Here is a 20,301-nt window from a genome sequence, read left to right as displayed (position 1 = left end):
CCTGAAACTGGCACGAAAGGAGGGGATTCAGCTGCTATTTGACCCCAGATCTAGGGTCAAAATGTCTTGCGCGAACGAGCAGGCTTGATGCGCGCGGTGAAGTCCGAGACGGCCGCCTCGCCACCCTGGGCGGTCAGGCGCTTGCGCGTCCACCAGCCGGCGATCAGGGGTAGCACGATGTAAAGCACCACCGACAGCACCAAGGTTTCCCAGGGGATGGCGATTTCGGTGACGCCCAGCAGCAGGGCGACGATGGGTGCGAACGCCACCACCATCACCAGGTCGTTCACCGAGACCTGCACCAGCGTGTAATTCGGATCGCCCCGAGTCATTTGTGACCACACGAAGACCATGGCGGTGCAAGGCGCGGCGCCCAGCAGGATCAGACCGGCGATGTATTGCTGAGCATCACCCGGGTTGATTAGATCAGCCAACAGATACTCAAAGAACAGCACCGCCAGCGCCGCCATGGTGAAGGGCTTGATCAGCCAGTTGATCGTCAACGTGATCACCAGCCCCTTTGGTCGCCGGCCCACGGCCTTGAGCGAACCCAGATCAATGGCGATCATCATCGGGTACACCATGGCCCAGATCAGCACCGCGACGATGAGGTTGACCGAGGCGTATTCGATGGCCGCCAGCGCGCTGAACAGCTCTGGCATCAGGTTGCCCAGAGCCAGCCCGGCCAGGATGCACAGCGCGACCCAGAGCGTCAGGTAGCGCTCGAACAGGCCCATGGGCGAGGCAGCGCGGATCATGAAACCCTCCAATTCGCCAAGGCCCGCAGGCGTTCCACACCCACCGGTTCCTCCGCCAGCAGCGGCACGATGGCGTAACGCTGCGCATGCTTCGTGGCCACAGCGTCGATCTCGCGCAGCTCGTTGCGCGCGCGCTGGCGCAACAGCGGGGAATGCGGGTGCGCGGCCGCCACGCTGTTGTTGACGACCCACGCCCACGGCTCGATACCTGCACGACGCAGGTCGTCTTGCAGGTTGGCCGCTTCCAGCACCGGTGTGGTCTCGGCGAGCGAGACGATGAGCACCTTCGTCTGCTTGGGGTCTTGCAACTGCATCATCGGCGTCGTGAAGTGAACGCCCGTCTCCCCCATCTGCCGGGCAATGTCGCGGTGGTAGGCGCCGGTGGCATCGAGCAGCAACAAGGTGTGGCCGGTGGGCGCGGTGTCCATCACCACGAACTTCCGTTTCCCTTCGCGGATGGCGCGGGAGAACGCCTGGAACACCGCGATTTCCTCGGTACAGGGCGAACGCAAGTCTTCTTCCAGCAGGGCGCGGCCTTCGGCATCGAGCTGCGCGCCCTTGGTTTCCATCACATGCTGGCGGTAGCGCGCCGTAGCTTCCTGAGGGTCGATACGGCTGAGCGCCAAGTTGGGAAGCGAGCCTTCCAACGTATCGGCCAGGTGCGCGGCCGGGTCGGAGGTGGTGAGGTGCACGGGCAAGCCCCGGCTCGCCAGCTCCACGGCGATGGCAGCGGCCAGCGTGGTCTTGCCCACGCCGCCCTTGCCCATCACCATGACCAGTCCATGTCCATCGGCGGCAATCTCGTTGACCAGGGCGGACAAGTCTGGCGCATTGATCTGGTCGGGCAGCTGGATGGCATCGGCGCCATGCGTGGCGTCGGTATCGACCAGCAGGTGACGCAGGGCATCGAGGCCGACGAGGTTGAACGGCTTGAGCGCGATTTGATCCCGAGGCAAGGCCTGCAGTGCCTGCGGAATGGTGGCCAGTGTGGCTTGCTCTCTTTGGTAGATGGCGGCGGCGAGTGGGTCGTTTTCGGCCTCGCCGGCGGGGAAGACACCGTTGATGACCAAGTGTTGCTGCGACAGGCCGATGGCGGCCAGTTCTTCATGGGTGCGTGCCGCCTCGCGCAGTGTGGGGCGCTGCGCACGGGCCACCAACACCATGCGGCTGCGCAAGGGGTCGGCCAGTGCCTCCACCGCAGCCTTGTACTGACTGCGCTGTTTTTCCAGGCCCGCCAGCGGCCCCAGGCACGACGCATCGCCCTTGCCCGCTTCCAGAAAACCGCTCCACGCGCCCGGAAGTTGCAGCAGGCGGATGGTGTGGCCGGTAGGGGCCGTGTCGAAGATGATGTGCGCGTAATCCTGCGTCAGCGCCGAGTCGGTCAGCAAGGCCGTGAACTCGTCGAAGGCGGCGATTTCCGTGGTGCAGGCACCCGACAGGGATTCTTCGATGCCGCGCACCACGTCGTCGGGCAGCACGCCTCGCACCGGGCCGACAATGCGGTCACGGTAGGCTTGCGCTGCCGCCTGTGGGTCGATCTCCAGCGCCCATAGGTTCGGTACGGCGGGAATCGCCGTGATGTGGTTGCCGATGCGTTCGCCGAAAACCTGCCCCACGTTGGAAGCCGGGTCGGTGCTGACGAGCAGCACGCGCTGGCCCTGGGCCGCAAGTTGTACGGCCGTTGCGCAGGCGATGGAGGTCTTGCCGACGCCTCCTTTGCCGGTGAAGAAAAGAAAACGGGGCGGTTGGGTCAGAAAGTGCATGGAATTTCCTTGTTCAGCAGCAGCGGTCGCCAGAGCAGCAGGTGTTTTGGGCTGGAGAGGCTTCGGGCGCCTCGATGCCAGCCCAGCGGGTCAATTCGCTTCGGCTGGGGTAGCGGCCGGCCAAGGCCACCTCACAATCGACCAGAACCAGGGGCAGCGCCTCTTGGCCCGAGCGTTGCAAAAAGCCTTTTACAGTCGGGTTTTCGGCGAAAGCGAGGGGTTGCTGTGCCAGGTTGAAGCGTTCGACCTGAGCACCGTTTTGCTTGGCCCAATCCACATCGGCGGCGAAGTTCACCAAGTTTTGATCCACTTCAACGCCACATACGCCGGTGCTGCAACACAGCGCCGGGTCGAAAATCTGGATGTTTGGCATGGGGTGTCCTTTCAAGTCTGGTTGTTGATGAAGTGACGCTCTTCACTCTTGGCCGATGTTTCGCAACTCGCGGTTCAGGCCATCGACGTGCAGGTGGACGTGGAAGCGCTTCATGGAGAGTTCCTTTCAGCAGGAGGCACAAGTGAAGGGAGATTCAGTGACTTCGCATACGCCGCCCTGGCAGCAGTGCTCGGTCATGTAGCCAAGCAGACTATTCATCTGCGTGAAGTCGGCGCGGTAGATCAGGTTGCGGCCTTGCTGTTCGATGGTGACGAGGCCGGCATGGGCTAGTTCCTTCAAGTGGAAGGACAAAGAGTTGCGGGCCACGCCGAGCTGGTCGGCGAGGACGCTGGGCGTCAGCCCCTCGGAGCCTGCGACGACCAAGGCGCGGAATACGCGCAGGCGTTGGGTGTGAGCCAGGGCGCCGAGGGCGGAAACAGCTTGATCTTCGTTCATGGTTCGATAATACAACATTTATCGAACTAAAAAATAAATGCACTCCAAAAAACGCAGCCTCGCCAACGAAGATCGCGGACGGGGCTGCAAGGTGGGAAGAACAGAAAGCCGGCGGCGCTAGGCCGGCGATGGCGTGGAAATCAGGCGGTGACCAATTGCCGGGCCAGTGCGACCTCGACGGAATCACCGTCCTGGTTGAGCACATCCAGCCCCGATTCGGGCACATCGCCCGAGGTGGACTGCGAGACCATGATCTTCTTGGCCATCAGTTCCAGGCAGGTCATCTGCGAGGAACCGGCGTAGCCGAGGTAGATCACGCGCACGGGCTGTTTCTGCCCGATGCGCCAGGAGCGGCGTGCTGCCTGTTGGAGCGAATACACGTTGTAGCCACTTTGCATGAACACAATCGTCGGAAACTCCAACAAATCCAGTCCCGTCTTGACCAGCTCGGGATTGGTGACGAGCACGTCGATGCCACGATCCAGTTGCTCGGCGATCCAGTCTTCTCGGCGGCTGGCATCCACGCTTGCGCGCAGTACCGCCACCTTGAAGCCCTCCTGCTCCAGCAGCCCCTTCAGGCGCGACGTGGTGTCGCGCGTGCCGGTATAGACCGTGTAGGCCAGAACCTTGCGGCCCTGTGCCTTCTCCTGCCTACAGATGTCGATCAGCTCACGCTCCTTGGGGCTGATCTCGAACTCATTGAACTGAGCCGGAACAAACGCCAAGGTGTTGCGCGTGCGCGGATGCACCACGGTCTCCGACCGGAAGCAGCAATCCGGCCAGGCCAATAGCACGTTGAGCACCACCCCCAGCAAGGCCGTATCGCGTCGCGCCAGAGCCTGTTTCAGCTCCGCGGTCAGCCGACCCGCCAGGTCGCGGTAGGCCGCGGCTTGCGCCACGTCCATCTGGACTTCACGAAACTCCTCGTCATACGGCGGCAGGACGTTGCCGCCGATGTCCTTGAGCTTGAGGAAAATCGTGAACGGCAGGATGCAGCGCAAGACGCCTTTCGGCCCGAAGCCGGGAGCCTTGACTGTGCGCACCGATACCTTGGTGCCCTTGGCCGTCTTGTGCGCCGTGCCGGTGCTCTCGGAGTAGATGTCCTTCAAGACCCCGTGATCGCGCATGAACGCCATCGCGGCCGAGGTCATGCTGCCGCTCGTGGTCGGGCGGTAGCCGTCTTCGATCATTCGCCCAGGCAGGGCTCGGAACAGCAGGTAGAACAGATCATCGCCATAGCCGCCCATCAGCGTGCCGGTCAGCAGCAAGGTCTTGCGAGCCTTCGCCGCCAGCACGCCCATGGCCTGGCCCTGGGCGCTGCCACCGTTCTTGTACTCGTGCGCCTCGTCGGCGATGAGCAGGTCGAACGTGCCTTGCGGCAGGTAGCGCTTGATGAACTCGGACGGTTGGTAGCCGCCTTCGCCAAAGCCAAACTCCATGTTGGCCATCGCACGTTCCATGCGCGTGGCCTGACGGTCGGAAAACACCAGCTCGCCGTTGCCATCCATGAGGTTGATGAACTCATGGATGTTGTCGCCCAGCATCGAGGCCAGGAAGCCGTCACCGAACTTCTGCATCAGCTTCTGCGCGGTCACTTCCCCGATGGTCGGGATACGCTTCAAGGCTTTGAGAACGACCGAGGACTGGTCGCTGCCGGACAGGCTGCGTGGACGGATCAGTGTCCACAGGGGCGCGGCGCAGTGGCTGCACTTCCTGCGGGACTCCTCGGCTTCGAGCGCGACCGGGTTGGCCGGCTCGCCGTCGAGGTCGGTGATGACCGTGCCGCAGTCCGGGCAGGCTGCCACGTCGCCGTGGCGGGTGCGCCGCTGGGTGAAGACAGGTTTCCAGTGGAACCCCATCCGCATCCTGACGCGCCCCAGGATGAAAAACTCCTGGCCCGTGGGCTGCACACCCAACTGCTCGCGCAGCTTGATGAGCTTGACCAGCGTGTCCGGGCCATTGAGCACCCAGACCTTGGCGCCGGCCACCGTCTCCTGGATCTCGCGCCGCCACTTGTAGACCAAGTGGGGAGGCGAAAGCACCAGGGTGCGCCGGTAGCCTTCGGCGTTGAGCACGGCAGCCGTGGCGATGCCGACGGTCGTCTTGCCGCAACCCATTTCGCCATTGACGATCGCAGCGCGTTCGCCTTGATCGACCAGCAGCTCGGCGGCGGCATGGACAACTTCGGCCTGGGCCTGGAACAACTTGCGCTTGAGGCTGGCGACGACGAGTTGCCGCTGTACTTGCGCTTGGCCGGTATAGACCGGCGGGTTGGCGCGGTTGAGAGAATCGAGTAGTTCGTCGCCGAACTCGCCGACGAAATCCTGAAGGCTCAGGGTGAGAGGGTTGGATTCCGCTTCAAGCAGATCGCCTTGTGCGGGTGCAGTCTCGATGGCAGTGGTTTCAAGATTGGTAGACATGGTGGTGCTCCAAAAAAAGAATGAGGCATGCACCATCCCAGCGGGGCGATGGCATGCCCCGTGGTGGGAAGAGAGACGGCGAACCGTCGGTGGTTGGACAGTGCAGGCGCTCGTGGCCTGCGGTGATAACTCGCGGTCAGTACTCGGACGGCAGCACGATGCGGGTCGCTCTGCGATCTGCTTCGGTGAAGATGCGGATGCTCAGGTCACGGGTGACGACGTAAAACGAATCGAGGCGTTCGCCAAACTCCAACGCAGCGTTGTTCTGTTGCCATTGGTAGTCGGCGACGTCGCCCCAGTCGCCATGCATGTGGCGTTCGAAAAGCGGCATGGGATCGAGCCGGCCTTCGTTCATCAGGCGTTCGACGCCTTCGCTGAACTCCAGCGCACCGATCTCGAACAGCCGTTTGCGCCGGTGCTTGTCATGTTGATTGGAGGTCATGTGGCTTCCTTCGAAGTGAAGGGGCCATGACACCCTTGCGGGGTGTCGGTGGCCCCGCGTTGGAGAAGATCAGTACTCGCTGGGCAGCAGCAACGTGGTGACGCTGCGATCCCATTCGGTGATGATCCAGAGCTTCAGGTCAGGTGCGACTTGGTAGGAAGAGAACAGGCGATCCTCACCGGACTTCAGCGCGGCATCGTTCTGCCGCCTGTCGCTGTCGTCGAGATCGCCCCAATCGCCACCGAGGTGGCGGCGCAGGTAGGGAATCGGGTTGAGCCGGCCCTGTTGGACCAGGTCATCGATGCCGATGGTCATGACCACCTGGCCTGGCGAGAAGCGCAGGCTCGGTGTCTGGCTGATGGAAAGTGCGTGGGCTGCCATGGAAGGCTCCTGGATATGGAGGGTCACGGCACCCCATCGGGGCGACTGGACCCCGGTGGGTGGAAAAAATCGACGGCGAACCGCCGGCGGTGGAGAAACGATCAGCGAATGGTCAACACCTCGCCCCGCGTGGCGGAGCCAGGCGTCATGTCCCATGCACGGATGACAGGAACGAACTTGTCGGTGAGGATGCGGGTTTCGGCGATGGAGCCGTCGTCGCGTTCGGTGAATTCCCGCTGGAGCGTCTTGTCCTTGTGGGTGTCACCTTTGACGACGAGCACGCGCCCCGCCTTGGATTGCACGACTCCCGAGATCGCGCCTGCGGCCAAAGCCAGGGCGAGATGCCAGTGGGACAAGGCCCGCGCCGGTGGACGCAGCGTCTGCTGCGCGGCCCCCAACTGCGTATCCCGCGACGGCCAGAGGCCTTGCAGCCTGCCAACCTCATCGGCGAACTGCTCCGGCTCCATCGTCACGCGGAAGAAATGCCCCGGCTCTGCCGGGCTGGTGGGGACGATGTACGGCAGGAACGGCCATTCGCTCGGCAGCTCCTCGGCTTCGACTTCGCCAAGCCCAACCTGCAGCAGCAGATTGCGCACGGCCTTGACGCCATCGGGCGTCTGCTCGCGCTGGCGCACCCGGCGACCGAAGATCACCACCTGCTTGAACTGCGTTTCCACCGCTCGGTAGATCCGCAGATCGGTGTAGTGGCGTGTCAGCCAGCCGACCAGCTCGGCGTCGAGCACGTAGCCGGGAACGATGAAGACCAGCACGCCGCCGTACTGCAACAGGGGCAGCGTGCGCTGGTAGAACAGTTTTTCGAGGCGGGCACGGCCCTGACCCTGATAGCCAATGTTGCCGTTGACGTCCTTGGACAGGTCGCCATACGGCGGATTGAGCCAGAGCAGCCCAAAGGACTGTTTGGAGATCATCGTGTCCATCAGGTCCGCGTGCAGGCAGTGATCGACCAGGCCGCGGGCATGGCGCGCCCGCTCTGCGTCGAACTCGACGGCGAACGCCTTGGCATGCTCGCGCCCGAGGGCATGAGCCGCTTCGGCAATCGCCACGCCTTCGCCGGCGCAGGGATCGAGGATGCACATCGGCCCATTGGATTCAGGCGCACTGGGCATCAGTGCATTGAGGGCTCTTTCGAGCGTTGGTTCGTCGGTCGGGAAGTACCCGTTCTTCACGAAATTGCGGGCGAGCCGCGGGAACATGAGAGCCATGGAAGTCTCCTGGTTGGCGGATAGGAATGGCACAGGCGCGCCTTGGCGTGCCTGTGCAGGTGGGTCAAGCCGCTACCGTTTCCGGCGTCCAAATCTTGGCCGGATAGGGATAGGCGGTGAGCACGTCACTGCGGATCAGCGAGCCGAGCGCCTGGGTCAGCGCCGGCACGTCGATGGCGAGCTGATGGCCCACCAAAGGCCCGAGGGCGAATGGCAGACGGGTCAGCATCTCGCGGCTTTGCAGCAGTTCCAGCACGGTTTCGCGCCAGTGGTCGAGCAATGGCAGTAGGCAGGTGTCCTGCACCAACGGCCACAGGCGGTCAAGCCGGTGGTCGCTATCGCGGGGCAGCAATGCCAGTGCGCTGGCGTTGGCCTTGTCAGGCTTGACGCAGCGCCGATCGAACAGCCACACGTTGGACAGCGAACCGAACAGCGTTCGCCGGTAGGCGCGGGTCATGCGCTTTTCCAGGCGATCGACGTTGCCGACGAACACCGGGACGCTGCCGCCCTGGTCGGTGATGACGTGGAACTGCTCCAGCCCCTGTTCGTCGCGCCCGAGGGTCAGGCGAGCCAGGAACTGCTGGACGGCGGTGTCTCGCGCCCAGATCGACAGAAAGATCAGGTTGCCCTGGTCATCGCCGACGCAGGCGTCGGCCATCACGTCCGGGCATTCGTCGATGCGATACAGCGTGGTGGAGGAAGTGTTTGCGGGCATGGTGGTGTCCTCGGATGAACGGGAACAGCACCGCCCGCAGGAGGCAAGTACTGCCCCTTGGGGTGGAAGGAAAAACGCCCTGGCTCAGGCCATCAGCGCCGTAGCTGGAGCTGTGGTCGCCTTGGATGTGCGCCGCCGTGCGTGGTAAGCGCGAACGCCTGCACGCCATTCGGCGGACTGCTCCGGTGCGAGGTTCAGATAGGACAGCGGGCACGAGTAGTAGTACGGGTGCATGGATTCGTCCAGCGGCTTGTAGCCCCACTGGCCGCCGCTGCGTTCCAGCAGATCGCAGCGGATGGTGCACAGGGATTGACCCGGTGCGAGATCACGGTGTACGCCTTCGGCCTTGGCCGTCACTTGCGCAACGGACCAGAGGACGTTGCCACGCAGCGCGTGGGCGATGACCTTGACGCTGGCGCGCTCGGTCTCTTGCGGTGCGATCAACTCCGCGATCAGTTCAGACCGCGATTGGGGTGAGAAATACCAGCCCATGAGAGGCCTCCTGGAAAAATTGAGCCAGAAGCCTCCCCGGTGGGGAAGACCCCCGGCGGGTGGATGAAGCACACCGCAGATGCGGCGCCCAGTACTACGCAGGTTGCAGTTCGGCTTGGCGGCTCCACTCCTGCGTCTTGAAGTCCAGCGCGTAGCCCAGTTCGCCCAGGCGGGCGATCTGCGCGCGCAGGGTGCGGCGGTCAATGGTCGAATCCAGTTTCACGGACTCGCCCAACGGCCAGAGCAGGCTGAACAGCGCGGCGTCGCCATCTTCGGTACTGCCGGGAGCAGTTGCCGCAGTGGGCGTCGGCGCATCCACGCCGAAGGGCGTGGTATCGACCAGCGGGTCCGTGGATGCCTGCACGGGGGCGGGCTTGGCGGGCCTGGACGTTTTGCTGGGCTTGGCCGGTGTTGCCGGCGTTGTTGCAGGCTGTGCGCCCAACTCTTCATCAAGTGGATCGAGATCCTGGGTGGCGAAGCTGCGTGCCTCGTCACGGCTCAGTTTGTCGATGTCGTAGAGCGTCATCCCGTCCAGGCTGGCGCGGATCTCGAAGCGCATGCCGCCACCGACCGGGTAGGACTTCGGGAAGATGTACCTGATGATGAACTCCCCGTCGTACTTGCCTTCGGGGTATTGCTCCAGCTCCGGGTCCTTGACCTCGAACGTACCGAGATGCGTGGCGAGGCGACCGACTGTGAAGGGGCCGTTCTTGCCGCGGATGGTGCGCAGCGTGAGCTGGCCGGGGACGACGATGGGCGAAACCGATTTCTCGGATGCCGATGTGGCTGCCATGATGGTTCTCCTTAGCGATTGGGAAAACGACAAGGCCCGCGAGGGCCTTGCCGATCAGAACGAAGCAGCCAATGCCGGCTCCTGTTCCTCGACTTCACCTTCGGGCTCGCGCTCGGCGGGCTCGGCAGGCTGATCTGCAGCGGGGTCGGCGTCCTCGGCTTCAGGCGCGGGAGCGTCCTGGGCCGGCGACGAATCGGCTTGCGCGGGGCTCGTCGGATAGACCTTGGTGCCGTCGATCTTGATCAGGCCGATGTGGATCAGTGTCGAATCCAGGCTCGCGGCCGGTTCCCCAGCGCGCTCACCCTTGGTGCGGATGTACGGATCGATCTTCATGTCGTTGAGACGGAAGGCGATCAGCACCTTGCAGTCCCCCTCGATGGCCTGCACGCACCGGCGAACCAGATGCTCGGCTTCAGGGGTGGTAACGATGGTGTCGAAGTACCGATACTCCGGTTCATCGACAGGCCCGGCTAGCGCGGCGACGGTGCAAGAGAGGAACGGGTCGCCATCTTTGGGCGTGACGTCCTTCGGACGGCTGAGGTAGCCGATGCCGCGGGTGATCAGCTCGTGTTGCCTGATCGAAGCCAGTTCGGCCCGGTCAAATGGCTCGGCCTTGAGCAGTCGCGCCTTGAGGGACGCGGCGGCTTGGCTTTTCTGCTCACCCTTGTCGCGGATGTACGCATCGCCCCACAGGTCGCCGAGGCGAAAGCGCACCAGCGGGCGCTGCTTGGGATCGTCAACGCCGATGTAGCGCTCGACCAGCTTCTTGGCCTCGGCACCCGAGACCTTGACGTCGAAATAGCGATAGCTGGGGTCCTTCGCGGAACCGACCAGCGCGGCGATGGTACACGCCAGGAAAGGCTGCGCACGGCGGCCGCCCCGAACAGGCACTTCACGGGCACGCTGGATGTAGCCGATGCCCGAGGTGTGGAGGTCGAAATACGATTTCTCGTTGGACGTGGTGCTCATGGTGAATCTCCATAGGGATGAAGCGGAGACACACCGGCCCCACGCTGCGGGGAAAGGTGCGTAACCCCGCGATGGGTTGATAAGGCGAAAGCATCCACCACCAGAGACTGGTGGCCGCTCGCGGATGGATGCGGTGCGAGCTGGCTCGGTCACGCAGTGGGAACTGCGCCGCAACCTCGAAGACCGATGGTTGCCTGGCATGTCGCTGACAACGTCAGCAGGCATGGGCTCAGCATGGCCAGGCCTCGCGCGCGAGGCAGCCATCAATCGGTATCCGATCGATTCCCTTTGATGAAATCTCCCAGGCAGAAAAAAAGGCCCTCCTTCCGAATGGAGGGAGAGCCTGTGGGGGCATGTTGCCTGGTTCTTTTCGTGGTGTTACGCCGGTACAGCGCGGCGCCGTCGGGACGTCTCCGCGCCGATCACGCTCACGTCGATCAGGCGCCAGCGCCCGTCGTCGATGAGCCGCTCCAGCACTTCGCCGAGCATGTCGAAATACACCTCGTCGTGCCGATCGACCAACTCGCCGTCGCGGCGCAGCTCCACCGCATAGGTATCGCTGCCGCGCTGGTAGAGGATCGTCACCTGGCCGGCGAACTTCGCGGTCGAAACCGTGAAACTGATCGCCGGGGGCGTTTCGATGATCTTGGACGGCTTCGGATCGACCCAGGTGAAGTCGTGGGCGCCCGCATCGACCAGCATGTGGGTGATGCGCCGGAACCCGTCGGGCGCCGGCATTTCCTCCAACTGCTCGATGAGCTGACCCAGTTCCATGCACTGCGGCTCGGGAATGGGCAGCTTGGCCGGCGCGGAGCCGAGGATGTGTGTCTTGACGGTGTAGGGCGTGCCGTCGGACATCATCTCGGTGCGCTCTTCTGGTGTGTCCGCACGCAGACCGTCGAAGCGGCGACGGGCATAGGGTTGGACATGCACCTTGGTGCCCTCGCTGGGAACGGAGGTCACCAGGTTGGGATCGAGTACCGCGAACTCGCTGGGCTTGAGCTTGACGACGATGGCGTCCTCGCTGGCTGCGACCACCTTGCCGTCGAAGGGCTGGGGATCGATGACGAAGCCCAGTGTCGAGGACTGTGGCTTATCATCGAACACGCGGTACTTGAACGACCGCACGTTGCGGGGCACATGGCCTGCGACCAGCGAAGGCATCAGGGTCTTGATAAGAGAGCGATCCATGTGAATCTCCTTGAGGAAGAACAAGGGATTCCCCGCCCGCAAGGGAGAGGTCCCTTGTGGGTGAATGGGCGCGATGCGTCCGTAGGAAGAAACAACCAGCACGGTTTCCCGCGCTTGCAGCCTTGAAGGTCTTGGCTGCCTGGGCATGGTCGGCAACGCCGACGAACATGGGATAAGGATGGCCCTGGAGTGAGCGGCCTGCGCTCAGGAAACCGCACCGCGCCGCACCCGCTTTCCTGTGCCGCGACAAGAAAAGGCCCCTCGAAAGGGGCTGGGTGGTCAGGCTTGGTACACGAAGTAGTGTTCGCGCTGACGTGGAAAGAACACATGCTTCCACGTGTCGCCGCCGGTGTTGCCACCGTCGAAGACGACCATTTCGTAGGCATCAATGTCGGTGTCTGCCAGATCGGCGCTGGCGATATGGCGCATGTGCAGCGTGCCGCTCAAGCGCTCGAATACCAGGATCTGGCCGATGGCGTCGTCCTGGCCCATGGCGTTGACGCAGGCTCCAAGCTGATGCTCGAAGTCGCGTGCGGGCGAGATGAGGTCGGGGAACATAAAGTGCTCCTATGAAATTGGACCAGCCCGGCTCCCAGAAAGGAGACGGGCTGGCATGGAGGACAAAGAGGAAGGTGGGCGCGTGGTGTGTTTGCTAGGACTCGGCCAGCGGCAGGCCCAGCAACACGGGCGCGTCAGCGTCGAGGATGAGGATGCGCACATCGGCCTGGCCAGCCAGTTCCAGGATGTTCGCCAGGTCGTCTGGCATGCCCTTGCTGCGGTGCTCCTGCCGAAGCTGCTCGGCGGTGATGCCCTCGGCGTGCTCCAGGTTCTTGTCCGTCCAGGGCGTGGAGATCAGCTTGACGCCGATCGCCGGACTGTACGGAACCCGAAAGGCGATAAACAAAAAGGCCTCCGGCGTGGCAAGGTCCGCCAGATTGGCGAGGTACTGGCCGGTTTCCGGGCTGATGTGCGCGCTGCTGATCTCCCAGCATCGGCTGTAGTAGCCGGTCTCGAAACTCAGGCGATGCACGACTTCCCGCGCGGCTTCGACCGAATAGCTGTCACCAACGTGGATCAGGCGACCGTCGAAGTCCTCGCCATGAATGGCATAGACCACGGCACCGATCACGCCTTCGCCGTTAACGCCTTCATCGGCATCGCATTCGGCCAGTACCTCGGCACTCACAGGTTCAGAGCCGTTCGTGACCACCGCGAAATCGCTGGTGACGATGCAAGAGGATGAAATCAGTTCCTGGTCGGACAGGTGTTGCTGGCTCGGGTGGATAATTCGCCAGACAGGCGGGCTTCCGTCCTCGTAGCTGATGGACAGCGTGCGGACGATTTTCAAATTCCAGTAGCCGCGAACAAAGGGATTGGGATTCTGAGACATGGGAACGCTCCAGATTGAATAATGGAGCCAATTCCCGCCACCGGGAATTGGACCCGGTGGGTTGAAAGGGGAAAATGCGTCAGTCGGCGCTGATCGTTGGCGTTTGTGCCAGTCGTTCTGCGACGCGATGGCGCACATTCAGGCGCAATTGCTCGTCGTTGATGCCTGCGAGAAGATTGGTGGCTTCCAGCGCGATCAACGCCGAGGCCTCTTCGATGTCGGCGGCCAGGATGGCTTTGCGCAGTTGGTCACCGAGCTGAAGTGCCTGCGATGAAGTTCTGAAAACCTGAATCTCGCGGCTCAGGTAGCAGCCGTTGCCGCCGAACTCGAACAGCCTTGGCTTGCTGCAATACCAGCAGCCTTCGAACTGGATGCTGGTCAGGTGATGACCGTCATCGAAGCAGGAGGCGATCAGCAGCAAGGCTTCCAGGTTGACGCTGTCCTCGAACGGGTGGTGTTTGATCAGGTTCTCCAACTCCCCGTCCTGGTCGGCACCAAAGTGCGCGGCCAGCCGTTCGAGTAGAGGCGGAATCGACAAATCTTCATCGTCGGGAATCGGGATGCCGAGTTGTGCGGCCAGGTCTTCCAGCCCCTCCTGCACATCTGTCCATCGCGGATCATTGGTCTCGGCGATTTGGGCGATGTAGGCTTGCCCATTGTCGGGATAGCGTTCATCCAGCGCGAAGGCACCGAACAGCGCCTTGATGACGGGAGTAACGCGGTCGAGCACCAGAACGCCGGTGCCTTCGTAGTAGTTGTTTGCCATGGTGGCTCCTTTCGAGAAGTGAGCGGAGCCAGCCCATGCGGACGATTGCATCCGCAGGAAATAGCCCGAGGCCGTTGGCGCTGGGCGATAGGAAGAAATTGAGGGACATGACCGTGTAGGCGCATGTCCCTTGTGGGGAACGAAAAAGCGGTGGTGTGCCGGAGGCCGGCTCACCAGCCGCTATAGTTCAGCATCAAGTCGGCAATGACCTTGCGGCGTTCCAGGTCGAGACCGTCGAAGTCCGACAGCCCGTGGAAATGGCAGCGTTTGAGCATGGCACCGCCCTCGTGCGCGTTGTAGAAGCTGACCATGGCGGACAGAAACATGCGTTGCCCGCTGCTCAGGACACCGAGGGCATCGTTGAGCCGCAGCATGTTGGGACGCAGATCCCACTTGCTCTTGGCCTGGTTCAGACCTTCACGGGTGCCATCGCCAAACCATTCAGGGCCAGCGATCTCGGCACCACGCTTCCATGCCTCGAAGAAGGCTTGGGGCGCGGCAGCGAAATGCTGCTCTTCCCGCATGATCTGATCGACGACTTCCTGCGGCAGCAGTTGATTCATGGCGTAATTCCTCCAGTTGGATCAGGGAATGGCGAGCTGGGACCAGCCGCCTCTGTCGAGGGCGCGTTGAGCCGCCGCATGGCTGCGGAAGTACTCGTGCGACTCCCGCGAAACGGGACCTTCGGTATCGCGCGTGCCGATGTAGTGGCCGGCGGCGCTTTGCAGGACTTCGAGCGGCAGGAACTTGCCGCAATAGGTCAAGGCCAACTGGCCGAAAGAGGCTTTGTGGGACATGGATAGGCTCCTTGGAAAAGCGAGGCCTTGTCCCTCACGGGATGGCAGCTCCCGCACGCGGTGGATAAAAAGCATCGGCGTCACGGGGACGCGCGTCCGCAGACTTGATGCGATACGGACTGGCGGGTTACGCGGGAAGAACCCACGGCAGCCTGGAACCCATGGCTGCTGGCATGTGCTGACGAATCAGCGAACATGCGGGCAGCTTCGTCCGGGGGCCGCGCTGCGTCAGTTGGAAAACGGCATTCGGCCCAGCCCGGATTGATGGGCGCAGAGACAGAAAACCCGCATCGAGTGCGGGCTGTCAGGGGGGGGCGTGGGTGCGTTGGCTCACTCGGGCGTGTCGCCCAGCACATGCTGCTTCCACAGGGCGAATGCCTCGTCCTGTCCCAGTTCGGCCAGGACCACAATGGGTTGCGCCTGCCGCGCACGCAGCGAAGCGAAATACGCCTTACGGTCGGCGATGGCCTTGAGATTGATGCCATCGATAAACAGCAGCTTGCCGCCCTTGATGAACAGCACCTTGTTGCCAAGGTCGCGCTCGAACGCGGCTCGTACTTTCTCCGGTTGTTGCATGCGTCGGTTTCCTGTTGCTGTGGCCGGCCATTGGGTCGGAACGTTGATCGGCGAGATAAAGGTGCCGAAGGCTCGCTGACCTTCGGCTCGGGAGGGAATAACCACCCGTGGGCTGTTGCAGGCCCGGTCGTCGCTAGAACCGTCTGCTCATCAGCAATCACACCCGGCCCATGTCGTGGCTGGGGCCGGCATCGTCTGGCGCACATCCGCGCACAAAGGGAGCCCGTTTTTGCGCCGGTGGGCACCGGCACCGAATACCGCTGACCACAAAGGGTCTCCGGGTGGCTCGCGCAGCCTGGCAAGCCATCGGGGGACCCTTCGCAGTAGGCGGGAGAAACACAGACCAGCAGAACACGCGGGAGACGGTTCGCGGAAAAGCTACCTTCAGGTCCCGCAGCCGGGGACGGCTGGACGGGACGCGCACACGAACAAGAAGGCGTTGCGCGCTGGGCGACCCGCAGGGGCGTGCGGGACACGGGCCACGCCTTTGAAACAGGGTGCGGCCCACGGGAAACGGAGTCGGTCAGGCGCCTTTGCGGCCGCTGCTACGCGAGCGCGAAGCGCCACGCTTGGGCGGACCGGATTCGACCGGCAGCGTGCCTTTGCAGTCGGGGTAGCGACTGCACGACCAGAATGGACCGCTCTTGCCGGTGCGTTGGCGCGTCGCTGCGCCGCACTGCGGGCATGCTGGCCCATGGGGAAGCTTGATGGACAGGGACATGCTGCCGTACTGCGCGATCAACTGCGAAATCCAGGTGGCCTGCTTGCTGAGGAATACGTCCAGGGTGAGCTGTCCGGCCTCGATCATGTCGAGCGCCTGCTCCCACACCGCTGTGGTGCCGGGGTCTGCAATCGCTGCGGGCACGGCGTCGATCAGCGTGAATGCCGCATCCGATGCGCGAATGGAGCGTCCTTTCTTCACGATGTAGCCACGGGCGATCAGCACGCTGATGATGTTGGCCCGCGTCGCCTCGGTGCCGATGCCCGTCGTGTCCTTCAGCTTCTGCTTCAGGCGCGGGTCGGTTACGAAGCGCGCAATGCCCTTCATTGATTTGACCAGTTCGCCCTGGGTATAGGGCTTGGGCGGCATCGTCTTGAGCGCCTTGATCTCGGCCTCGGCCACCTGGCACGCCAGGCCCTCACGCAGTGGGGGCAGCACCTGGCTGCGCGCCGCGTCGACGCAGTCCTCGTCCGCTTGCGGTTCGGCCAGCACCAGACGCCAGCCCTTGATGACCACCTGTTTACCGGTGGCCACCAGCGTCTGTCGGCCGCAGGAAAATTCAGCCACGGTACGGTCGAACTCGTGGTACGGGAGGAACTGCGCCAGGTAATGCGCCCGGATCAGCCGGTACACCGCCAGCTCCTTCTCGCTCAGAGCTGAGAGGTTCGCGGGTTCGAGCGTCGGAATGATGCCGTGGTGCGCCGTGACCTTGCCGTCGTTCCATGCACGCGAACGCTGGGAGCGGTCGAGCTGACCCATGATCGGTCGCAACGACGGGTCGGTCTTGAACAGGCTGTCCAGGACAGTGGGCACCTCGGCGAACATGCTTTCGGGCAGGTAGCCAGAGTCCGAGCGCGGGTAGGTCGTGGCCTTGTGCGTCTCGTACAGGGCCTGGGCGATCTGCAATGTCTCCTGAACGTCCAGCCCGAGCTGCCTGGAACAGACCTCCTGAAGCGTCCCCAGGTCGAACAGCAGCGGCGGGCCTTCGCGCACGCGCTCGGTCTCGACCGACACCACCTGGGCGCTGCCCGCAGCGCGAATCTGCTGCGCCGCCTGCTGGGCGACCGGCTGTTGCAGACAACGACCGGCGTCGTCGGTGCAGCCATCGGGCGCAACCCACTGCGCGGAGAAAGCCTGACCCTCTGCGGACAAAGACACGTCGATGGCCCAGAACGGCACCGACTTGAAAGCCGCGATTTCGCGGTCGCGATCCACGACCAGCTTCAGGGTCGGAGTCTGGACCCGGCCGACCGACAGCACGCCGTCATAGCCGGCCTGCCTCCCGAGCACGGTGAACAACCGGCTGAGGTTCATGCCGACGAGCCAGTCCGCCCGCGAACGCGCCAATGCCGAGTAGTACATCGGCAGCGTATCGGACGACGGTCGCAGCTTGCTGAGCGCGGTGCGGATCGACGCATCGTTGAGCGCCGACAGCCACAACCGCTCGATGGGACCGCGGTAGCCGCACAGGTCAATGATCTCGCGGGCGATCAACTCGCCCTCGCGGTCGGCATCGGTGGCGATGACGAGATGGGTCGCCTTCGCCAGAAGCGCCTTGACGACCTTGAATTGCGTGGCGGTCTTGGGTTTGACCTCGACCCGCCACTGCTGGGGAATGATGGGCAACTGCTCCAGTGACCAGCGCTTGAGCGCCGCGTCATAGACCTCGGGTGCTGCCGCTTCTACGAGATGGCCGATGCACCAGGTAATCGTGACGCCGGAGCCGTTGAGGCAGCCTTCACCGCGCTGTGTCGCGCCGAGAATCCGACCAATATCCTTGCCCTGGGAGGGCTTCTCGCACAAGAACAGCCGCATATCCGTCCATCCGATTTCCGTGGTTCATTGAGTTGCTGGAATCGAGGGTGCCGGTCACCACCAGGGGCAACAGCAAACAAGTCGCAAGCGGTGGTGACCACTTTCACGGGATGGAATGGCTCGGGCGGAGATAGCGTGCAGCCGGGGTGTGCGGGCCGGGAGCCGCGATTTTCAGGAGCACGTGGAAGCCAGTGGACGTAGATGGAGCTATCCCCTGGGGATAGCTCACGGGTGCATGGAGCTGCGAACAGTGGCCGGCCCATGCCGGGTCACTTCCTACGCCGCGGCTCTTTTGGCACAGCCGGTTCCTGGGTGGCCTGGGACTTTGCCTCCGCATCCTGCGGCTTCGGACTGAGGGTCACGGACTCGATGCGAAACGGCAGGATGCCGACGCTGCGCGCGTTGATCTGCCAGGTCTCGCGCGGCTGATCTTCGTTGTCCGTCCAGGGCTCGCGCTCCATGCGGCCAACAACCAGGACGCGCATGCCTTTCTGGTAGAGGTTTTTCCAGTGCGCGGTGTCGCGGTGCCAGATTTCCACGGGCGCCCAGAAGCCACCGCGATCCTCGAAGTCGCCGCCTTTGGTGGGGACGGGGTTGTCGAAATACACGTTCAGCCGCAGCAAGCGCCGCGGCTCGTCGTTGCCGTTGGGGAACTCCCGGTACTCGGGCGGGGAGCCAATGTTGCCTTCGCCCCAAAAATGCGTGCTCATGTTGCAATCTCCATGGTGGTTGAAATACCCGTGCTGCGTCGGTGCCGGGCGCTTGCTGGAATGATTGACGCAATCACCGATCGCGCATCGCAGCGGGAATGGATGCGATCCGGCGCAGGTAGGCGTCTTCCGCCTTGGCGGCCTTGCTGGCGCACTCCTGGGCCTGCCTGCCCAGGGTGTGCAACAGGCTGATCTGCATGTTCAGCGTGATGCGCTGAAGCTCGATCGCGTGCAGCTCGGCCAGCAGGTTGACCGGCGTGCCGGTGCTCGCCATCAATTCCTGCCACAGGGCTACGCCCATGGCTGAGCGGTCGTGCTTGCGCCAGCGCAAAAACGCTGTGCCTGCGCCAGTGGTCTGCTGGGCCAGGTCGACAGGCAGCAGGTGGAAGGGATGCCCGACTACCTGTTGCAGCACCTGCCGCTGCGCCAAGCCAATCAGCTCGTCGCGCATGGCGAAGCACTGGCTGGCCCAGGCCTCAAGATCCCCCTTACCCTTAAAAGGCTTTAAAAGGCCTTTTAGAGAGGCAGCGTGTTCCAGCTTCATGAAGGCTGCCTGTTGCAGGCCCTGGAAGTAGCGGGGTTCGCGGTTCGGATCGCTCATGCCTGCTCGCCCTCGACCTCGCCGGCGCTGATTTCGGGTGCTGCGTCAGTGGCGGGCTCGTCGGTGGCGGCCTCGTCGTTGGGGGCAGGCGCTGCAGCAGGACTCTCGACACGCTGTTGCAGGCCACGGCGCACGATGGGCGGCGCGAACTTCGAGCGGAGCGTGCCTTCCAGCACGTCCTGCGGCAGTTCGCCGAATTTCTCCAACGCCGCCCGTGCTGCGGCGTTCTTTGACACGAAGTCGTCGCGCGTACAGCCCGAATAGCGGTATTGCTGGGCCAGCGAGAACAGGCTGCGCAGTGCATGGGCGCCCTCGTTGAGCCAGCGCTCCAAGGTGCTGCGGTCGATGAGCGCCGTGTGGTGGGCGAGGATCAGTTTGCGGGCGATGTCGTCGTAGTCGGCCAGCAGATAGACGGCGGCAAAGCCGAGCTGCGCATTGACGAACAGCGGCAACTTGACGGGCTGCACGTTGAGGTTCTCGCCCAGGCTGAGTGCGGGCGGCACGCTCGCCAGCGCCTGATCCACCTGCTCGCGCAGCGCTTGCAGCGTGGTCTTGGTCTGGTCGAGCTTGACCTCGATGCGCAGCATCCACCAATCCGAGTACGGGTCGTCCTGCTCCGAACCGCGCCGCATCTTGTTCATTTGGGCGATGTAGCCGTTCAGGCCGACGATGCCCGGTCGCCCCTCGGCAGCGGCACGGCCATGCCAGATGCGCGAGGCGTGGTGCGTGTGAAGCGTCAGCGACATCGCGCTGCGCAGGGAACCGAGATTCAGTTGCAGAGGCTCATTGGTCGCCATGGTGTCCGCTCGTTGTGTGGAAAGGAGCGCTCAGCTTCGGCAGAAAGCGGAAGGCCGTCAGTCAACAAACCGAAACCAGCCAGACCCCGGTTCAGCGCGTGGTGGCCGCCTGCGTCGCGAGTTATCCCCAGGGGATAGCTCCATGGAGCGCC

Annotated in this window: 22 protein-coding genes and 1 pseudogene; all 23 read right to left on the bottom strand. The window is 63.5% G+C overall.

Annotation, left to right across the window (positions count from 1 at the left end):
* Nucleotides 1-56: 56 nt before the first annotated feature.
* Nucleotides 57-758 (bottom strand): arsenic resistance protein, encoded by a 702-nt coding sequence (locus tag AC07RV_RS32550; RefSeq protein ID WP_296784939.1) that lies wholly within the window; start codon nt 756-758, stop codon nt 57-59.
* Entirely contained in the window at nt 755-2,521 is a 1,767-nt protein-coding gene (gene arsA, locus AC07RV_RS32545) for an arsenical pump-driving ATPase (protein WP_296784941.1), read from the bottom strand. The genes AC07RV_RS32550 and arsA overlap by 4 nt, the downstream gene beginning before the upstream one ends.
* A gap of 13 nt (nt 2,522-2,534) precedes the next feature.
* Nucleotides 2,535-2,894 carry an arsenite efflux transporter metallochaperone ArsD gene (arsD, locus tag AC07RV_RS32540; protein ID WP_106685119.1) on the bottom strand — a complete coding sequence of 120 codons (360 nt, stop codon included), beginning with the start codon at nt 2,892-2,894 and terminating at the stop codon, nt 2,535-2,537.
* Nucleotides 2,895-3,020: 126 nt separating this feature from the next.
* Entirely contained in the window at nt 3,021-3,350 is a 330-nt protein-coding gene (locus tag AC07RV_RS32535) for an ArsR/SmtB family transcription factor (RefSeq protein ID WP_296784944.1), read from the bottom strand.
* 140 nt (nt 3,351-3,490) lie between these two features.
* Nucleotides 3,491-5,770 carry a helicase-related protein gene (locus AC07RV_RS32530; protein WP_296784946.1) on the bottom strand — a complete coding sequence of 760 codons (2,280 nt, stop codon included), beginning with the start codon at nt 5,768-5,770 and terminating at the stop codon, nt 3,491-3,493.
* A 136-nt stretch (nt 5,771-5,906) separates the two neighbouring features.
* Nucleotides 5,907-6,212: a hypothetical protein gene (locus tag AC07RV_RS32525; protein ID WP_077566208.1), complete on the bottom strand. Its 306-nt coding sequence runs from the start codon at nt 6,210-6,212 to the stop codon at nt 5,907-5,909.
* A 69-nt stretch (nt 6,213-6,281) separates the two neighbouring features.
* Nucleotides 6,282-6,593 (bottom strand): hypothetical protein, encoded by a 312-nt coding sequence (locus AC07RV_RS32520; protein ID WP_077566210.1) that lies wholly within the window; start codon nt 6,591-6,593, stop codon nt 6,282-6,284.
* A 101-nt stretch (nt 6,594-6,694) separates the two neighbouring features.
* Nucleotides 6,695-7,849 carry a DUF6094 domain-containing protein gene (locus AC07RV_RS32515; RefSeq protein ID WP_444852630.1) on the bottom strand — a complete coding sequence of 385 codons (1,155 nt, stop codon included), beginning with the start codon at nt 7,847-7,849 and terminating at the stop codon, nt 6,695-6,697.
* 31 nt (nt 7,850-7,880) lie between these two features.
* Nucleotides 7,881-8,531: a hypothetical protein gene (locus AC07RV_RS32510; RefSeq protein WP_296784959.1), complete on the bottom strand. Its 651-nt coding sequence runs from the start codon at nt 8,529-8,531 to the stop codon at nt 7,881-7,883.
* A gap of 84 nt (nt 8,532-8,615) precedes the next feature.
* The gene (locus AC07RV_RS32505) at nt 8,616-9,023 is read right to left on the bottom strand and encodes a hypothetical protein (protein WP_296784962.1); all 408 of its coding nucleotides are present in this window, start codon (nt 9,021-9,023) and stop codon (nt 8,616-8,618) included.
* Between the two features lie 94 nt (nt 9,024-9,117).
* On the bottom strand, nt 9,118-9,816 hold the full coding sequence (locus AC07RV_RS32500; protein ID WP_296784965.1) for a DUF3275 family protein: 699 nt from the start codon (nt 9,814-9,816) through the stop codon (nt 9,118-9,120).
* Nucleotides 9,817-9,870: 54 nt separating this feature from the next.
* Nucleotides 9,871-10,785 carry a DUF3577 domain-containing protein gene (locus AC07RV_RS32495; RefSeq protein WP_296784967.1) on the bottom strand — a complete coding sequence of 305 codons (915 nt, stop codon included), beginning with the start codon at nt 10,783-10,785 and terminating at the stop codon, nt 9,871-9,873.
* Nucleotides 10,786-11,163: 378 nt separating this feature from the next.
* The gene (locus AC07RV_RS32490) at nt 11,164-11,976 is read right to left on the bottom strand and encodes a hypothetical protein (RefSeq protein ID WP_022579840.1); all 813 of its coding nucleotides are present in this window, start codon (nt 11,974-11,976) and stop codon (nt 11,164-11,166) included.
* A 279-nt stretch (nt 11,977-12,255) separates the two neighbouring features.
* The gene (locus AC07RV_RS32485) at nt 12,256-12,534 is read right to left on the bottom strand and encodes a hypothetical protein (protein WP_022579839.1); all 279 of its coding nucleotides are present in this window, start codon (nt 12,532-12,534) and stop codon (nt 12,256-12,258) included.
* Between the two features lie 94 nt (nt 12,535-12,628).
* Complete coding sequence (locus AC07RV_RS32480; protein WP_296784977.1) at nt 12,629-13,366, bottom strand: DUF5983 family protein; 738 nt, start codon at nt 13,364-13,366, stop codon at nt 12,629-12,631.
* Between the two features lie 79 nt (nt 13,367-13,445).
* Nucleotides 13,446-14,132, bottom strand: a complete 687-nt coding sequence (locus AC07RV_RS32475; protein WP_022579837.1) for a hypothetical protein — start codon at nt 14,130-14,132, stop codon at nt 13,446-13,448.
* 170 nt (nt 14,133-14,302) lie between these two features.
* Nucleotides 14,303-14,695, bottom strand: coding sequence for a hypothetical protein (locus tag AC07RV_RS32470; protein WP_125283307.1), 393 nt, complete (start codon nt 14,693-14,695; stop codon nt 14,303-14,305).
* Between the two features lie 21 nt (nt 14,696-14,716).
* Entirely contained in the window at nt 14,717-14,929 is a 213-nt protein-coding gene (locus tag AC07RV_RS32465) for a hypothetical protein (protein WP_296784984.1), read from the bottom strand.
* Between the two features lie 330 nt (nt 14,930-15,259).
* A pseudogene (locus AC07RV_RS32460) lies at nt 15,260-15,490 on the bottom strand (hypothetical protein); the annotation flags it as partial.
* A gap of 538 nt (nt 15,491-16,028) precedes the next feature.
* On the bottom strand, nt 16,029-18,041 hold the full coding sequence (locus AC07RV_RS32455; RefSeq protein ID WP_296784990.1) for a DNA topoisomerase III: 2,013 nt from the start codon (nt 18,039-18,041) through the stop codon (nt 16,029-16,031).
* 269 nt (nt 18,042-18,310) lie between these two features.
* Nucleotides 18,311-18,751: a single-stranded DNA-binding protein gene (locus tag AC07RV_RS32450; protein WP_022579833.1), complete on the bottom strand. Its 441-nt coding sequence runs from the start codon at nt 18,749-18,751 to the stop codon at nt 18,311-18,313.
* A gap of 73 nt (nt 18,752-18,824) precedes the next feature.
* A complete protein-coding gene (locus tag AC07RV_RS32445) occupies nt 18,825-19,352 on the bottom strand; it encodes a DUF3158 family protein (protein ID WP_008268255.1) in 528 nt (175 codons plus the stop codon).
* Nucleotides 19,349-20,149: a PFL_4669 family integrating conjugative element protein gene (locus tag AC07RV_RS32440; protein WP_296784997.1), complete on the bottom strand. Its 801-nt coding sequence runs from the start codon at nt 20,147-20,149 to the stop codon at nt 19,349-19,351. The genes AC07RV_RS32445 and AC07RV_RS32440 overlap by 4 nt, the downstream gene beginning before the upstream one ends.
* Nucleotides 20,150-20,301: the final 152 nt, after the last annotated feature.

The sequence above is a fragment of the Variovorax sp. GW821-FHT09B01 genome, from assembly GCF_059418345.1.
Note: the sequence above shows the minus strand (reverse complement) of the source record. Positions and strands in the feature narration are given on the sequence as shown.